General features: G+C 67.3%; 17 protein-coding genes. 13 read left to right on the plus strand and 4 right to left on the minus strand.

Translation table 11 applies throughout. The annotated features are described in order from the left end of the window. Nucleotides 1-15 precede the first annotated feature (15 nt). Nucleotides 16-345, plus strand: a complete 330-nt coding sequence (locus G6N34_RS21865; protein WP_085156829.1) for a cupin domain-containing protein — start codon at nt 16-18, stop codon at nt 343-345. Between the two features lie 36 nt (nt 346-381). On the opposite strand, the gene G6N34_RS21870 is transcribed toward G6N34_RS21865, so the two are convergent. Further along, the gene (locus G6N34_RS21870) at nt 382-1,851 is read right to left on the minus strand and encodes a PucR family transcriptional regulator (RefSeq protein WP_085156832.1); all 1,470 of its coding nucleotides are present in this window, start codon (nt 1,849-1,851) and stop codon (nt 382-384) included. Between the two features lie 112 nt (nt 1,852-1,963). Here G6N34_RS21870 and gabT point away from each other — a divergent pair, with 112 nt between their 5' ends. Beyond that, a complete protein-coding gene (gene gabT, locus G6N34_RS21875) occupies nt 1,964-3,307 on the plus strand; it encodes a 4-aminobutyrate--2-oxoglutarate transaminase (protein ID WP_085156836.1) in 1,344 nt (447 codons plus the stop codon). 28 nt (nt 3,308-3,335) lie between these two features. Further along, nucleotides 3,336-4,787: an NAD-dependent succinate-semialdehyde dehydrogenase gene (locus G6N34_RS21880; protein WP_085156839.1), complete on the plus strand. Its 1,452-nt coding sequence runs from the start codon at nt 3,336-3,338 to the stop codon at nt 4,785-4,787. Nucleotides 4,788-4,857: 70 nt separating this feature from the next. Here the strand turns inward: G6N34_RS21880 and G6N34_RS21885 are convergent, their stop codons facing one another. The 3 genes from G6N34_RS21885 to G6N34_RS21895 all read right to left on the minus strand — a co-directional run bounded on the left by G6N34_RS21885 (nt 4,858) and on the right by G6N34_RS21895 (nt 7,539). Then, nucleotides 4,858-5,373, minus strand: a complete 516-nt coding sequence (locus G6N34_RS21885; RefSeq protein WP_234813108.1) for a TetR/AcrR family transcriptional regulator — start codon at nt 5,371-5,373, stop codon at nt 4,858-4,860. Between the two features lie 256 nt (nt 5,374-5,629). Beyond that, nucleotides 5,630-5,932, minus strand: coding sequence for a hypothetical protein (locus G6N34_RS21890; protein ID WP_133057824.1), 303 nt, complete (start codon nt 5,930-5,932; stop codon nt 5,630-5,632). A 281-nt stretch (nt 5,933-6,213) separates the two neighbouring features. Beyond that, nucleotides 6,214-7,539 carry an MFS transporter gene (locus G6N34_RS21895; protein ID WP_085156848.1) on the minus strand — a complete coding sequence of 442 codons (1,326 nt, stop codon included), beginning with the start codon at nt 7,537-7,539 and terminating at the stop codon, nt 6,214-6,216. Between the two features lie 211 nt (nt 7,540-7,750). On the opposite strand from G6N34_RS21895, the gene G6N34_RS21900 reads away from it, so the two are divergent. The 10 genes from G6N34_RS21900 to G6N34_RS21950 all read left to right on the plus strand — a co-directional run bounded on the left by G6N34_RS21900 (nt 7,751) and on the right by G6N34_RS21950 (nt 15,937). Further along, entirely contained in the window at nt 7,751-8,356 is a 606-nt protein-coding gene (locus tag G6N34_RS21900; protein ID WP_085156851.1) for a LysE/ArgO family amino acid transporter, read from the plus strand. A gap of 23 nt (nt 8,357-8,379) precedes the next feature. Continuing rightward, nucleotides 8,380-8,985 (plus strand): TetR family transcriptional regulator, encoded by a 606-nt coding sequence (locus tag G6N34_RS21905; protein WP_085156854.1) that lies wholly within the window; start codon nt 8,380-8,382, stop codon nt 8,983-8,985. Beyond that, complete coding sequence (locus G6N34_RS21910; protein WP_085156857.1) at nt 8,985-9,782, plus strand: SDR family oxidoreductase; 798 nt, start codon at nt 8,985-8,987, stop codon at nt 9,780-9,782. Before G6N34_RS21905 ends, G6N34_RS21910 begins: the two co-directional genes overlap by 1 nt. Nucleotides 9,783-9,931: 149 nt before the next feature. Beyond that, entirely contained in the window at nt 9,932-11,068 is a 1,137-nt protein-coding gene (locus G6N34_RS21920; RefSeq protein ID WP_085156860.1) for a YeiH family protein, read from the plus strand. Between the two features lie 22 nt (nt 11,069-11,090). Beyond that, complete coding sequence (locus tag G6N34_RS21925) at nt 11,091-12,080, plus strand: ABC transporter substrate-binding protein (protein ID WP_085156863.1); 990 nt, start codon at nt 11,091-11,093, stop codon at nt 12,078-12,080. A 107-nt stretch (nt 12,081-12,187) separates the two neighbouring features. Next, the gene (locus G6N34_RS21930; protein ID WP_179965846.1) at nt 12,188-12,874 is read left to right on the plus strand and encodes a queuosine precursor transporter; all 687 of its coding nucleotides are present in this window, start codon (nt 12,188-12,190) and stop codon (nt 12,872-12,874) included. A gap of 91 nt (nt 12,875-12,965) precedes the next feature. Continuing rightward, complete coding sequence (locus G6N34_RS21935; RefSeq protein ID WP_085156868.1) at nt 12,966-13,625, plus strand: 5-oxoprolinase subunit B family protein; 660 nt, start codon at nt 12,966-12,968, stop codon at nt 13,623-13,625. Between the two features lie 11 nt (nt 13,626-13,636). After that, nucleotides 13,637-14,506: a 5-oxoprolinase/urea amidolyase family protein gene (locus G6N34_RS21940; RefSeq protein WP_085157279.1), complete on the plus strand. Its 870-nt coding sequence runs from the start codon at nt 13,637-13,639 to the stop codon at nt 14,504-14,506. An 89-nt stretch (nt 14,507-14,595) separates the two neighbouring features. Then, nucleotides 14,596-15,141, plus strand: coding sequence for a GNAT family N-acetyltransferase (locus G6N34_RS21945; protein ID WP_085156871.1), 546 nt, complete (start codon nt 14,596-14,598; stop codon nt 15,139-15,141). Between the two features lie 22 nt (nt 15,142-15,163). Further along, nucleotides 15,164-15,937, plus strand: a complete 774-nt coding sequence (locus G6N34_RS21950; RefSeq protein WP_085156874.1) for a class I SAM-dependent methyltransferase — start codon at nt 15,164-15,166, stop codon at nt 15,935-15,937. Nucleotides 15,938-16,100 lie beyond the last annotated feature (163 nt).

A 16,100-nucleotide genomic window follows, 5' to 3' on the forward strand; every position in this document is an offset into this window, starting at 1 on the left:
ATAGGAAAGAAGGATATGTCCACCATCCGTAAGTTCGACCCCAAGACCGTCGAGGTGACCCCCGCCCCTCGTGAAGACAGCAACGCCGCCGTCTACTCGAACCGGCTCTACGCCAATGACGCCGAGACCCAGTTCCATGGCATCTGGAAGGCCGAGCCCGGCGTGCACGCCAACCTGCCCGGCCAGGAGACTGTGGTCGTCCTCGAAGGCAAGGCCACAGTGACCGGTCAGAACGGCGACAGTATCGACGTCGCCGCGGGTGACCTCGTGTTCGTCGACGCGGGCGAAGTCGCCACCTGGACGGTGCACGAGACGCTGCGCAAGGTCTTCGTCATCAACAAGTAGTCACCCGGTGTGGGGCGTCCGAAAGGGCGCCCCACATCACTCTTCGGGCAGTGTCTGCAGCGCGATCCAGGCGTTGACCCGAAGCTGCGGATCCTCCAGCGATCCGCGCAGTTTCGCCTCGATCGTCGCCACTCTGTTCCGCACCGTATTGCGGTGTATCCCCAGCGCTTCACTCACCTTCAGGTGCGACCCGTGATGGGTCAGGAAGCAGCGCAACGTCACCAACTGCTCCTCGGTCATCTCACCGAGAAGCGCTGTCGCGAACTGGGCCGCGTCCGCCGGATCGATGAGTCCCAGCGGTCCCCGATGCACCATTTCGTCCCAGCCGACGACCGGAGTCGCAGAACTCGCCTGGGTCAGAGCGATTCCCGCCGTGCGGTGGCTCTCCGGCGCATCCACCGGCCCGCCCCGGCTGCCCATTCCCACCGTCATCCCGATGCCTGCCAGCCTGCCGGCCAGCACGGCGGCGCCGGAGTCCGCGATCGCAACCCACAGTTGGCCATCCCGCACTGTGCCGATGCCCGAATGACTTTCGACGATGTCGAGCGCGTCAGACAGCGCATCCGCTGGACCTGCCGCGTGCACGATGCGCATCGCCGCGGGAATGTCCGGCGCATTCGGATCGATGCCCAGGACGACATCCGCAGTGCCCCGGTCACCAGCCACCAGGAGTTCCACGGCCCGACCGGATACGACGCGTCGGGTCTGTTGTGCCTGATGCTCCTGCTCCGCGATGAGTCCCAGGAGCGCCACCGACGTCGTCACCGCGCTGCGCTGGCTCAGTGACAGCCGCGGCGGTCCGAGCGCGGCGAGCATCGGGGAACGGCGGTTGGCTGTGCCCACCGGTTGTACGACGGTGGTGCCGGTCGGGTCGGCCAGCACGGCCGATGATCGGTTCTTCTGACTGCGCAGCACGAGGATCTCGTCGGCGACGCGATCGAGGTCGAGCTCGCTGCGGCGCGCGCCAACCGGACCCATCAGCACGTCCCCGTCGACCGAGAGCAGTGCCGCGGCACCCTGCAGGGCATGTGCGAGCACCGGAAGCACCGCGCGAGCACCGGTCGGCTTAGCGGCGGCGGCCGTGAGCCTGCGTTGGAACTCCAGAGCCTCGCCCGCCGAGGCCTGCTCCTCCTGCATGAGAAGACGGGAGACACGATGGCTGATCGCCACGAACGGCGTGGGACGAGGAACTTCGAAGAGGTTCAACCCTGCACTGCGACAGGCTGAGACGAGCCTCCGCGGCACCTGCGCATAGTTGATGCCGATCGCGAATCCCACGCCGACGGTGCCGGAACGAACCAGCGCCTCGACGTACGTTCGCCATTCAGCGTTCCATGTCGCGGTCTGCAGTCCGGTGGTGAGCAGAAGCTCGCCACCCTGGAAGAACGGCGTGGGGTCTGGCAGTTCGCTGGATGCCACCCAGCGGATCTCCTGGTCCGGCTGCGCGAGCACGAGGGACCGCAGCGCCAACTCGGAATCCTCGAGCAGTGCCGCGACCTCCACCATAGGGACATAGTTGCACAACTCATGTCTTGCTCACTGTGCACCCTGACCCTCGCGCGCATAACAGCGCTTGCCTACCGTTTCTGCATCGGGTCGACCAGCGACAGGAGACACAGTGACCACCATCGAGACCACCGCATCCGACCTCGCCCAGCGGCGGCATCTTGCCACCGCCATCCCGGGTCCGAAGTCGGTGGCGCTGCAGGCCGAGAAGCAGGCCGCGGTCGCTGCCGGGGTCGGCACCACGCTGCCGGTATACGTGGTCGCGGCCGGCGGTGGCGTCGTCGTCGATGTCGACGGGAACTCGCTGATCGACTTCGGTTCGGGTATCGCGGTGACCACCGTCGGCAACAGCGCTCCGGCGGTCGTGGACGCGGTCACGGAACAGGTCCGGGCCTTCACCCACACCTGCTTCATGGTGACTCCCTACGAGAGCTATGTGCGCGTGGCCGCGGCGCTGAACCGCATCACCCCCGGTGATCACGACAAGCGCAGCGCGCTGTTCAACTCGGGCGCCGAGGCCGTCGAGAACGCTGTCAAGATCGCCCGTGCCTACACCGGCCGCCAGGCCGTGGTGGCCTTCGACCACGCGTACCACGGCCGCACCAACCTCACGATGGCCCTGACCGCGAAGTCGAAGCCGTACAAGTCCGGCTTCGGCCCGTTCGCCTCCGAGGTCTACCGGGCGCCGATGTCGTATCCGTACCGCGACGGGGGCCTCGACGGCGCGGCCGCCGCCAAGGACGCCATCACCGTCATCGAGAAGCAGATCGGCGCCGACAACCTCGCCGCCGTGGTGATCGAGCCGATCCAGGGCGAGGGCGGCTTCATCGTCCCCGCTCCGGGCTTCCTGCCGGCCCTGGCCGCGTGGTGCCGCCGCAACGACGTCGTGTTCATCGCCGACGAGATCCAGTCCGGCTTCGCCCGCACGGGCCAGATGTTCGCCTGCGAGGACGAGAACGTCGTGCCTGACCTGATCCTCACGGCCAAGGGCATCGCGGGCGGCCTGCCGCTGTCCGCCGTCACGGGACGGGCCGAGATCATGGACGCTGCCCCTGCCGGGGGTCTGGGCGGCACCTACGGCGGCAATCCCCTGGCATGCGCCGCCGCGCTCGCTGTCATCGACACCATCGACTCGGAGAACCTTCTCGACCGGGCCCGCCAGATCGGCGACACCATGCTGGATCGGCTCCGCACCCTCGCGGCATCCGACGCTCGGATCGGTGACGTCCGTGGCCGCGGCGCGATGATCGCCGTCGAACTGGTTGAGGAGGGCACCAAGACGCCCGACGCCGCGCTGACAGCGCGCATCGCGGCGTACGCCCACGCGCAGGGTCTGATCGTGCTCACATGCGGCACCTACGGGAACGTGCTGCGGTTCCTGCCCCCACTGTCCATGCCGGATCACCTGCTGGCCGAAGGCATGGACATCCTCGAGCAGGCCTTCCGCGAGAACTGACGCCCTTCCCCACCCTTAGGAGACAACCATGTCCATCACCGACATCATCACGGGCCTGCGCCCCGCAGAGGGCCTCATCATCGGGGGCGAATCCAAGGCTGCCGCTTCGACGTTCACCGTCGAGGATCCCGCGACCGCCCAAACGCTGACCGAGGTCGCCGACGGTGACGCCGCTGACGCCACCGCCGCGGTCGACGCCGCTGCCGCGGCGTTCCCCGCGTGGGCCGCGGCCACACCACGGTTCCGCGCCGACATCCTGCGCCGCGCCTACGAACTGATGGTCGCCGACGTCGACCGCCTCACCGCGCTGATCTGCGCCGAGAACGGCAAGAGCCAGGCCGACGCGCGCGGCGAGGTGATCTACGCGGCCGAGTTCTTCCGCTGGTTCGGCGAGGAGGCCGTGCGCACCGACGGCGGCTACGGTCTCAGCCCGTCCGGACTGGCCCGCACCATCGTCACGCACCGACCGGTCGGTGTCGCCGCATTGATCACGCCGTGGAACTTCCCGGCCGCCATGGCCACCCGCAAGATCGCACCGGCACTCGCCGCCGGGTGCACCGTGGTGCTCAAGCCCGCGGCGCTGACGCCGTTGACCGCGATCGCCATTGTGCAGATCCTCGAACAGGCCGGCGTGCCCGCCGGTGTGGTCAACCTGGTCAACAGCGCCAAGTCGGCTGAGATCGCCTCCACCTGGCTGGCCGACGACCGCGTCAAGAAGGTGTCCTTCACCGGTTCCACGGGCGTCGGCCGAATTCTGCTGGAGCAGGCGTCGGCCCGGATCGTCAACGCCAGCATGGAACTCGGCGGCAACGCACCCTTCGTGGTCACCGCCGACGCGGATGTCGACGCCGCGGTCGAGGGGGCCATGGTGGCCAAGTTCCGCAACAGCGGACAGGCGTGCACGGCGGCCAACCGGTTCTACGTCCACGCCGACATCGCCGACGAGTTCGTCGCCCGATTCGGCGAAGCCATCTCCGCACTGCGCGTCGGACCGGCCGCCGATGAGGCGTCGCAGATCGGCCCGATGATCAGCGCGGGTGCGGCGAAGACGATCCGGGAACTCATTGCGACGACCGTCGATGCCGGCGCGTCGGTGGCCGCGACGGCTTCAGCGCCCTCGACGGGCCACTTCGTGGCGCCGGCGCTGCTGACGGGCGTGCCTGCCGATGCGGAGATCCTGCAGACTGAGATCTTCGGTCCTGTCGCGCCCGTCGTGGTGTGGGACGACGAGGATCAACTGGTCGAATGGGTCAACGGCACCGAATACGGTTTGGCGGCTTACGTTTACGCCGGACGACTGCAGGACGCGCTGCGGATTGCCGAGCGCACCGACGCCGGGATGGTCGGCATCAACCGAGGGATCGTCTCGGATCCGTCCGCGCCGTTCGGCGGCACCAAGCAGAGCGGTCTCGGCCGTGAAGGTGCCCGCATCGGCCTGCACGAGTTCCAGGAGACGCAGTACTTCAGCGTCGGCGACTGACGCGTGGGAGGCCGGGTGCGCAGCGCTGCGCACCCGGCCCAGGCCTCTCCGCCGCGGTCAGGACCCTCGGCTAGTCGCGGGCCTCGGACTTCACGTACGTCGACATGAGCCGGCTGAAACCGCGGACCTGCGCCTCAGCCTTGGCGGCCTGCTCGGGCCCCATGGCGATGAACTGGAAGATGATCCCGTCACCGACCGCCTGGATCAGTTGGGTGAGTTCTTCATCCTCTCCAAGACCCATCGTGGCCAACGAAGCCGCCGTGTAGTGGTGATAGATCCGGTAGATGTGCTTGACGTAGGCAGCCAGACGCGGCCGATGCCTCGCCTCCAGAATCATCTCCATCTGAAATGCCTGGACGTCAGGCTTCTCTCGCATTACGTCCACCAGATGCCCGTAGAAGTCATTGCCGTCCTCGACCTCCGTGATGGTCGGGAGTGTCACCTCAAGGGCGTAGTTCAGCGCCTCCTCGAGAACCTCGTCGAGCGAGTTGAAATGATGCTGGATGGTCCCGTGCGTCACGTTGGCCTCTTTGGCCAACGAACGGTAGGTCAGCTTCGTCAGGCCTTCTCGCGCCACGAGGCTCACGGCGGCGACGATCAGGGCCTGACGCCCTTCCCCGTACGCGACTTGACCTTTGGGTGGCGATCCCAACGACAGCTCCCTAATGCTCGGCGAGACAGGCGCGCCAGGCGTGAGTCCGTTGACCTGCTGGCGGCCACACTGTGAACTCGTTCCTGACGGTAACGCAACGCTCCGGAGTTCGCTGCGCGTGCGGGCGAGTCTGCTTGCACCCCCGCGTCACTCCGACGACTGTGCAAGCCAACCCTGATCGGCGACGCGCTCAGTCGCGGGACTGGGCGGGATCGTCGTCGTCCAGCGCGGGGGCATGACCGGCCGGAACACGTGTCCGCAGTTCCTCGGCGAGATCGGCCACGAGGAGCCGACGGCGCTCTTCGAACTCCTCGTCCTCCCCCCACAGGCTCAACTGGTTAGCAAGTGCATCGCTGGCCTCAGCACGCAGTTCCGACACCAACTCGACGAGGTACTCCCGACGGAAGTCGTCACATGCCTGGCCAGTGGCCCACAGTTCGAGTTGATTCGCCGCGGCGATCATCAGCTCCCGCAGCGCCTGCCGTTCGTCCAAAGACCGCCCGTCAGCATCCAGATCCGAGGGCGCGGACGCACACGGACCGATCTCGGCCGGATCACTGACAACCTTGGCCGACCGGCGTCTGGCTGTGATCGGATTGTGTTCGGCAAAACGCGACAACGATCCACCCCTCCCCCTGCGCACCGATCACCCCCGCGGTACGGCGCTGAGGAAAGTGTGCCACAAGCACACACACCCGCTGACTGGGGTGCGCCGTAACGGTCCTGATCTGCCGATTCGGGCGCTCGTAGGCGGCGGCCCGGGACCGGCCGTGTTTAGCCGTGCCGACTGGCGTCGTCCGCCGGGGGCTCACTCGCGCCGAGTCGCGCGCCGTCGACCGCGCCCGCTCCGCATGCGCAGATCAGCGCTGCGACCGGCACCACGATCAGGGCTTGGTTCAGCGAGACGAATTCAGCAAGCCACCCAATGACCGCCGGACCGGACAGCGTCGCGACGTAGCCGAGTCCCACGACGTAGGACAGCTCCTTGCCCGACCCGCCCGAGACCGCGCCGGCGGCCGTGAACACCTGCGGTATTCCGCCACAGATGCCCAGGCCGAAGATCGCCCACCCCAAGAGGGTGAGGATCAACGAGTCCGTGTACACGACGAGCACCGCTCCGACCGTGGCCACGGCCGAACCCCACCGCAGCACCCGAACCGCGCCGACCCGATCCGCGATGCGATCGATCGTGAACCGTCCGATCGTCATCGCGACCACAAAGGCCGTGAAGGCCATGGTCCCAGTGGTCGGTGAAGCCCCTCGGTGCTCCTGCGCATGCAGGCTGCTCCAGTCCATGGCCGACCCCTCGGCCAGGAACAGCAGGAAGGAGAGAACTCCCAGGACCGCCAGTCTGCGCCACCGTGCCGACTTGTCGACCGGTTCGGAGGACTCTTCGAGCGGCGCCTCGACCTGGACCGGCCCGGATCCCATCCATCGGCGCCACAGCGCAGGCTTGACGGCGATCACGGCCCCCGCGCTCACCAGGCCGATGATCAGCGTCACCACAGGGGCCTTGGCGTGGACCGCGAAACCCACTGCGCTGCCCAGTGACCCGAGCGCGGTGCCGACAGAGAAGAACCCGTGAAACAGCCCCATGATGGGCCGTTCGTAGTCACGCTCCACCTCGACCGCAGCGACATTCATCGCCACGTCCCCGGTGCCGACGCAGATCCCGAAGACGACGGCCGCCACCATGGCCTGCGCCATGGAGGCCGCACACATCGGAACCACGACGGCCAGGGCCATCGCTGTCACGCTGATCAGCGAGACCGGCCCACTTCCGAAGCGGTCGGACAGCCTTCCGCCCACCTGCATGCCCACGACTGCGCCGACGCCCACCGCCAGCAGCACCGTGCCCAGCTGCCCCGCGGTGAGACCGACGGACTCCTTGAGTTCCGGCAGGTGCACGGCCCAGGTGCCGATGGTGACGCCGAAGGCGGCGAACAGCACCAGAACCGCTACGCGAGCGCGCGGTCCGGCACGGTCGAGTTGGTCTGCGGCGAAAGCGGACAGCTTCGTCGCTCCTTCCTGGACGAGCGGGACGTTCGGTCCGCTCTCGCGCACGACCGACTGAGGCGGCCAACCCGACACTTTGAACATATGTAGAAAATTGGCTGTGCCTAAATTAACCGTCGCCAATTGTGCCGTCAACAGGAGCGGGCAGCCCATCTTCGCGTTGAGACGGCACCCGGGGTGGCGCGCACTCGCACTCCACCACCCTCGGTGCGATCTCACCGCGCATTAGGATCTCTAATGCACATCAAAAATCATTAGCTGTACTCAGATCGCCCCGCGCCCTAGCGTGGCAGTCATGCCCACCCCCCTGGTCTTCGCGACCGGCTTCCTGACCAGCATCACGCTGATCGCCGCGATCGGTGCGCAGAACGCCTTCGTGCTGCGCCAGGGCATCCGCCGCGAGCACGTGGGTGCCGTGGTGACGTTGTGCGCGGTCTCGGATCTGGCGCTCATCGCGATCGGCATCGCAGGCTTCGGCGCCGTCATCGCCGCGCATCCCGATGTCGTCACCGTCGCCAAGTTCGGCGGCGCGGCGTTTCTCGTGGGCTATGGCCTGCTGGCGGCCAAGCGCGCCCTCACACCGGGAACGCTGACCCCGTCCGACGTCTCACCGGCGCGACTGGGCGCGGTGTTGGCGACGTGCCTGGCCCTGACGTTCCTCAATCCGCACGTCTACCTCGACACCGTCGTACTGATAGGGGCGCTGGCCAACGAGCACCGTGATGCACGGTGGCTGTTCGGGATCGGGGCGGCCGCCGCGAGTGCGGTCTGGTTCACGACGCTGGGTTACGGGGCAACGCGACTGTCCGCGTTGTTCGGCAGGCCCGCGACGTGGCGAGTTCTCGACGGTGCCGTTGCGGTCACGATGATCTCTTTGGGCGTGTACCTCGCGGCGTCATGAGATGTTCTGCAACAATCGTAGGAATGGACGCCCGCGAACCACTCGGTCTCCGGGAACGCAAGAAAATCCGCACCCGAGACGCGATCCGGCGTGAAGCCTTCCGACTCTTCGAGCGGAACGGCTACCCCAACACGACCGTCGAGCAGATCGCTGAGGCCGCCGACATCTCGTCGCGCACCTTCTTCCGGTACTTCCCCGCCAAGGAACACGTCCTCATCGACGACGACCTGATCCCGCCGATCATCGAGGCGTTCATCGCGGCCCCTCCCGAGTTGCCTCCGCTCGAGGCCTACAAGCAGGCCGTCCAGACCTCATTCGCGAAGTTGACCCCGGAACAGCGGGACAACGCCATCCGCGGGCAGCGACTGATGTACTCCGTGCCCGAGGCGCGTGCCATCCTCTACTCGGACTACGTCCGACTGATCGGCCTGATCGCCGACGCCCTCATGATTCGCCTGGCCGAACCCGTCTCCGACTTCGAGCGCCGTATCCTCGCTGGTTCGATCGTCGGCGTGCTGATCGCGTGCTCCGACGGCACCCCGATGCCGGGCAGCCCGATTTCGGACGGTCTCGACATCCTGAGCCGAAGGCTCACCCTGGACAGCCCCGGGCACGACACAATGGGCTGATGGCCCACAACAAAACCGTGTTCATCACGGGCGCAGCAGCAGGAATCGGGCGCGCCACCGCATTGACCTTCGCCCGCAGGGGCTACACGGTCGGCGCCTACGACATCGACGAAGCCGGGCTTGCGACGCTGTCCGCCGAGATCGCCGCACTGGGCGCCGCGGTGCGCACCGGCCACCTCGATGTCACCGACTTCGACGAAATGTCTGCTCGGACAGCCGAATTCGTTGCCGCGTCCGGAGGCAGGCTGGACGTGATGATCAACAACGCTGGGATCCTGGTCGCGGGAAGGTTCGCCGACATCGCGGTGCCCGCCCAGCGCAGGATGATCGACGTCAACTGCGTCGGGGTTCTCAACGGCGCACACGCCGCCCACGCCCACCTGCGCGCCACCCCGGGGTCGGTGCTGGTCAACCTCGCCTCGGCGTCAGCGATCTACGGCCAGGCCGAGCTCGCGGTGTACAGCGCCACCAAGTTCTTCGTCCGCGCCATGACCGAGGCGCTGGACCTCGAATGGGGCGCCGACGGCATCCGGGTCATCGACATGTGGCCCCTGTTCGTCCAGACCGCGATGACCGACGACATCCACACGGGCAGCACGTCGTCGCTGGGCATCAACCTCACGCCCGACGACGTCGCCGACGCGATCGCCGCTGCCGTCCACCCGTCCTGGCTCCGACGCCGCATCCACCAGGTGCACTTCCCCGTCGGGACCCAGACCAAGGTGTTCGCCCTGGGGTCTCGGTTCAGTCCGGCGTGGCTGACCCGGTTGTTGAACAAGAGGGTGTCGCAGTCCTGACGTTCTGATCTTGCTGCGCACAACCCTGTCTGGGCCTCACCACGGTCATTAGGGTCGGCCCGCATGAACGAAGACTGGCTCGCCGTCATCGTCGGCCTGGCCCTGCTCACCCTCGTCCTCGTCGGTGCGATTCCGGGCAGCGTGATCCCGTGACCGAACAGAACACCGAGACCACTCCCGTCCCCGACGACAGCACCCCACCGCGGACGTCGATCGGCACCATCGCTGCCGGAGTACTGGTGGTGATCGCCCTTGGCGCGGCCACCCGATACCTGGAGACGAATGTCCCGAAGTGGGCGTCGGGCACGTCGTTCGCCGGGGTGGCCAAGTCCATCGAGTTCCCGGTCTATGCGATCGCCATCGGCCTGCTCGGCAACGTCCTGCTGACCAAACTTGCTGTGCGCGATGCGCTTTCAGCGGGGTTCCGCACCGAATTCTTCATCAAGACCGGCCTGGTGCTGCTGGGCGCCTCGATCAACCTGAAGCTGCTGGTGACGGCGGCGGGACCGGCGATCCTGCAGGCACTGCTGCTGATCTCCATCGTCTTCGGGTTCACGTGGTGGCTCGGCGGGCGGCTGGGACTCGACGACAAGCTACGGGCACTGCTGGCCTCGGCCGTCTCGATCTGCGGTGTGAGCGCGGCGATCGCGGCCGCCGGTGCGGTGCAGGCCAAACGCGAACAGTTGGCCTATGCCGCGTCGCTGGTGATCGTGTTCGCGCTGCCGTCGATCTTCCTGCTGCCCTGGTTGGCCAGGCTGCTCGGACTTCCCGACGCAGTGGCCGGCGCGTGGATCGGCGGCAACATCGACACCACGGCCGCGGTCGCGGCCGCAGGCGCGATCGCCGGTGAGGACGCCCTGCAGATCGCGACCATCGTCAAGACCACTCAGAACGCCCTGATCGGCATCGTGGCCATCGCGCTGACGGCGTACTTCGCGTTGAAGATCGAACGTCGCACCGATGCGGCCGCGCGCCCATCGCTGCGGCAGTTCTGGGACCGCTTCCCGAAGTTCGTCCTCGGATTCATCGCGGCGTCGATCATCGGCACGCTGTACCTGCAATACGCGGGATCCGACGGCAAGGCCACCATCTCCAGTGTCAACGATCTGCGAACCTGGTTCCTGATCTTCGCGTTCGTGGCGATCGGCCTGGAGTTCTCGTTGAAGGGCCTGCGCGAGGCCGGATGGCGTCCGATCGCGGTATTCGCCTCGGCGACCGTGGTGAACATCGTCGTCGCCCTCGGTCTGGCCGTGCTGCTGTTCAGCAATTTCTCCACGGGAGGCTGACGGCCGGGCATAGCCTCAGCCGATGACGCCATGGACCAGGCGTGAGTTCCTCACGGCCACGGGCGTGGCCGGTTTGGCGCTGACGGCCTGCTCGTCGGAGTCCTCGTCCGGCGCCAATCCCGACAGCGGCGCCGTCACCCTCAAGCACGCATTCGGGGAGACCACGATCCCGTCGCCGCCGAAGAGAGTGGTCAGCGCCGGGTTCACCGAACAGGACGACCTGCTCGCGGTCGGCACCGTCCCGATCGCGACCACAGAATGGTTCGGCGCAGAACCGTTCGCGGTATGGCCGTGGGCGCAGTCCGCGCTTCGGGGGGCACAACCGACCGTGCTGCACATCGATGACGGCATCCAGGTCGAGCAGATCGCGGCCCTGAAGCCCGATCTGATCGTCGCGATCAACGCGGGATGTGATGAGGCGACCTATGAGAAGCTGTCGGCGATCGCCCCGACCCTCCCGCAGTCCGGGCGGTCGCCCTTCTTCGAGTCGTGGAGAGACCAGGCCACCGCCATCGGCCGGGCGACCTTCTCGGGCGATCGAATGACCGCACTGATCAAGGGTGTCGAGGACCGGTTCACGGCCGCAGGCACGGCCAACCCGCAGTTCAAGGACAAGTCGGTGCTTCTTCTGCAGGGGAGCACCGAGTGGGAGAACAGCGTCATCGCCAGTACGCCGGGGTGGCGCACTGGCTTCCTGACCCAGATGGGTCTCGTCATCCCCGACAGCATCACCGAATTCACCGACGACGGTCACGACCGCGCCGTCATCCCATTGGACAAGGTGGGACCCGCGCTCGACGCCGCCGACGTGCTGATCTGGGCATGCGAGAGCGAGGAGCAGCGTGCGGCGCTGCTGGCCGACCCCCGCATCGCGGAACTGCGGGCCAGCAGGGAGAACCGCAACGTCTTCACCACGCGGGAACAGGCGGGCGCGATCGCGTTCGCGTCGGTGCTGTCCTATCCCCTCGTCGCCGATCAGCTGCCGCCCCTGCTCGCGCAGGCCCTCGCCTGAGCGTCCCCATGTTCGTCCGCGAGCGGCCTCGTTCGCACGACTGAGCGCGGTGTGTCCGGTACCAACGCGGGCGCTCGCAGGGAAGGGGGCGGGTGGGGTCTGCTTGGATAGCTCAAGTGAACGACACCGAACACGCATCAGGCTTCGCGCGGGTCGGGTCCGCGTACTACCCGGTCCTGGTCTCGGTGTTCACGGCGCTGGTGATCATCTCGAACGTCACGGCCACCAAGGGCGTGGCCTTCGGCCCGATCATCACCGACGGCGGATTCATCGTGTTCCCGCTGACCTACATCATCGGCGACGTGCTCTCGGAGGTGTACGGCTTCAAGGCCGCGCGCCGCGCGATCATCCTCGGCTTCGCGATGAACGCCCTGGCCGCGTTCGCGTTCTGGTTGACGATCTACCTGCCCGCGGCGGACTTCTACGAGAACCAGGCGCACTTCGAGAACGTGGTGCACTCCTACACGCAGTTGATCGTCGCCGGCCTGGCTGGATTCCTCGTCGGGCAAACCATCAACGCCTGGGCGGTGGTGGCGATCAAGGCGCGGACCAAGGAGAAACACCTGTGGGCCCGCCTGATCGGATCGACGTTCCTGGGCCAACTCGGCGACTCGCTGGTGTTCTGCGCGATCGCCGCCAATGCCATCGGCATCAGCACATTTCGCGATTTCGCGGTCTACACGGCACTGGGTTGGTTCTACAAGACGGCGGTCGAAGTCGTGCTGCTGCCGGTCACGTACCGGGTGATCGCGTTCATCAAGAGGCGTGAGCCCAGTTATGAACCGATGGTCTGAAAAATCGCCATCTCTGAAATGTTGATAAGGCCCCTCTGGCGACCCAGTAAAGTCACGAGCTTCCTAAGCTACTCGGCGGTAACGTCGTGTCATGAGCCTCACGGTGGACTTGTTAACCTCTGGCAGGGCGCAACGCGTGGTGCGTGATTACGGCGACTGTGCCCTGCTTCTTGAATGCGAAGATTCGGCCGAGGTGCTGGCCTGGACGGCCACTCTGAGGCACGCGGAACTGCCGGGAGTCCTCGACATCGTCCCGGCCGCACGAACTGTGCTGGTGAAACTGGACGGGCCGCGATACCAGGCTCCGACCCGGCAGCGACTGGCCAAACTTCCCCTCACCGAGCCGGTGGTCGACGCCCCCGCGAGCGGTCAGCCCGACGTGGTGATCGACGTCGTCTACGACGGCGAAGACCTCGTCGAGGTGGGTCGTCTCACCGGGTTGGACCCGGTCGGAGTGATCGCCGCGCACATCGGCACGCTGTGGCGGGTCGGGTTCGGCGGCTTCGCACCCGGCTTCGCCTATCTGATCGGAGGCGACCCCAGACTGAATGTCCCGCGCCGAAGCGACCCCCGAACCAGGGTGCCCGCGGGAGCGATCGGCCTCGCGGGCGAGTTCAGCGGTGTCTACCCCCGGGAGTCCCCCGGCGGATGGCAGCTGATCGGCCGCACCGACGCCGTGCTGTGGGACATCGAACGCGAGAATCCGGCGCTGCTCACGCCGGGCATGTGGGTGCAGTTCAGGGCCGCGTGAAGGGAACCGTCATGACAACGCTGGAGATCATGCACACCGGACCGCTGGCCCTCGTCGAGGACCTCGGCCGCCCCGGCAAGGCGCATCTGGGCGTCACCCGGTCCGGCGCGGCCGACCGGCGCTCGCACACGCTCGCCAACCGCCTGGTGGCCAACCCCGACGACCGGGCCACGGTCGAGGTCACGATGGGTGGGCTCGTCGCGCGGGTGCAGGGCGGCGACGCCGACATCGCCGTGACCGGAGCCGACACCGATCCCATGGTGAACGGAAAGCTGTTCGGCACCAACAGCATCTGCCATGTCCGGGACGGCGATGTGATCACCCTGGGGTCGCCCTACACCGGCATACGGAGCTACCTCGCGGTGCGCGGTGGCATCGACGTTCAACCGGTGTTGGGATCGCGCAGCTATGACGTGATGTCGGCGATCGGGCCCGTGCCGCTTCAGCGTGGCGATGTCCTGCGCATCGGCACCCACAACGGGGAGTACCCCGAGGTCGACCAGGCGCCAGTGGCGGGGATCGAGAGCCAGCTCGTCGACCTGCGGGTCATCGCCGGCCCCCGCGACGACTGGTTCGTCGCCCCCGATGCGCTGGTGCACACCGTCTGGATCGCCTCCGAGCGCAGCGACCGCGTGGGCATGCGCCTCAGCGGAACCCCCATGCAGTACCGCTGGCCGGATCGGCAGCTGCCGTCGGAGGGCGCCACCCGCGGCGCCATCCAGGTGCCGCCCAATGGCCAACCGGTGATCCTGGGCCCCGATCACCCCGTGACCGGCGGCTATCCCGTCGCGGGTGTGATCGTTGATGCCGACATCGACAAGGTCGCCCAGATCCGACCCGGACAGCCCGTTCGGCTGCATTGGGCCCGCCCCCGCGGCTAGCGCTTCCACCACCGAGCGACCATCCTGGTACAGGACACGCCGTCCACGGCGTACCTGGATGGTCGGTCGCGGCGAGGAGGGACTCAAGCGTGCACCCGGAGGTCCACACCGCACGCCTGCTGCACACCTCGGATCTCGACGACGAGACCCGCGAGGACGCCCGCCACATGCTCGACGCCGCGTTCGACGGTGACTTCTCCGATGACGACTGGGAGCACGCGCTGGGCGGTATGCACGCCCTGGTCACCCACCACGGCGCCGTGGTCGCCCACGCATCAGTGGTGCAGCGCCGACTGATCCACGACAGTGCGGCCCTGCGCTGCGGGTACGTCGAAGCCGTTGCCGTGCACCCGGACTGGCGCGGACAGGGGCTCGGTGCGGCCGTCATGGCCGCGGCCGAACAGGTGATCCGCGGGGCGTATGTGCTCGGTGCCCTGGGCGCTGCCGAGAATTCACACGGCTTCTATGCGGGCCGCGGCTGGCGGCGGTGGGAGGGGCCGACCTCGGTGCTGGCCCCCGGCGGCCCGACGCGGACCCCGGACGACGACCACAACGTCTTCGTACTGCCGGTCGACGTCGAGGTGGACATCAGCGCGGAACTGATGTGCGACTGGCGGGCCGGCGACGTCTGGTGACTTCGAGCGTAGTTTGGATAGCGTGACGGAGCAGTCTACGGATGAATTCCGCCCCACACTGGAATCCTTCGACCACCTCTATCGCGGTGAGCCGGTCGTCGAAGGCGGCCCCCCTCCCAGCGGTGTCCCGTGGGACATCGGCCGGGCGCAGCCTCGACTGGCAGAACTCGAAGCCCTCGGAGCCATCAAAGGCGAGGTCCTCGACATCGGCTGCGGCCTCGGCGACAACGCCATCTACCTCGCCTCACGCGGTCACTCCGTCACCGCCCTCGACGGGTCGGAGGCCGCGATCGAGCAGGCCCGGCAGCGTGCCGCCGACGTCGGCGCCGTCGTCACGTTCGGCGTCGCCGACGCCACCGCGTTGACGGGATACGACGACCGGTTCGACACCGTCGTCGACAGCGCGCTGATGCACTGCCTCGACGACGCAGGCCGACACGCGTACGCCGCGGGCCTGCACCGCGCCACCCGACCCGGAGCGCGCTGGTTCATCTACTGTTTCGCCGACGCGAACGTCAACGGCGTGGTCACGCCCATGCACGGAGTGCCCGAGGCGACCCTGCGCGACGTCCTCACCCGCAACGGATGGCGGGTGGACTTCCTGGGACCGACCACCTACCTGGGCAATACGGCCGGGTTCACCGCCCCGCCGGGACCACCGCCCGAAAACATGCCCGCCGCACAAAGTGCGGAGATGAAGAAGATGGCCGAGCGGATGGCGGCGATCCTGCCCTTGATCGATGATGGCCTGGTGCACCTGCCGTTCACCGTGGTGCACGCCACCCGCGTCGGCTGATCCTCACAGACCGGGTTCGCACGGGGTGAGCGCATGTTCACCCCGGGGTCACCGCCTGGCGAGTTCGGGAAACAAACCGTTCCTAGCGTGGATCACATGATCACACGCGGCCGGGGTGAGACATCGCCGCAATCGTTGGGTAACGCAGGCGAAACACCGCCTC

The sequence above is a fragment of the Mycolicibacterium confluentis genome (assembly GCF_010729895.1).
GTDB lineage: Bacteria > Actinomycetota > Actinomycetes > Mycobacteriales > Mycobacteriaceae > Mycobacterium > Mycobacterium confluentis.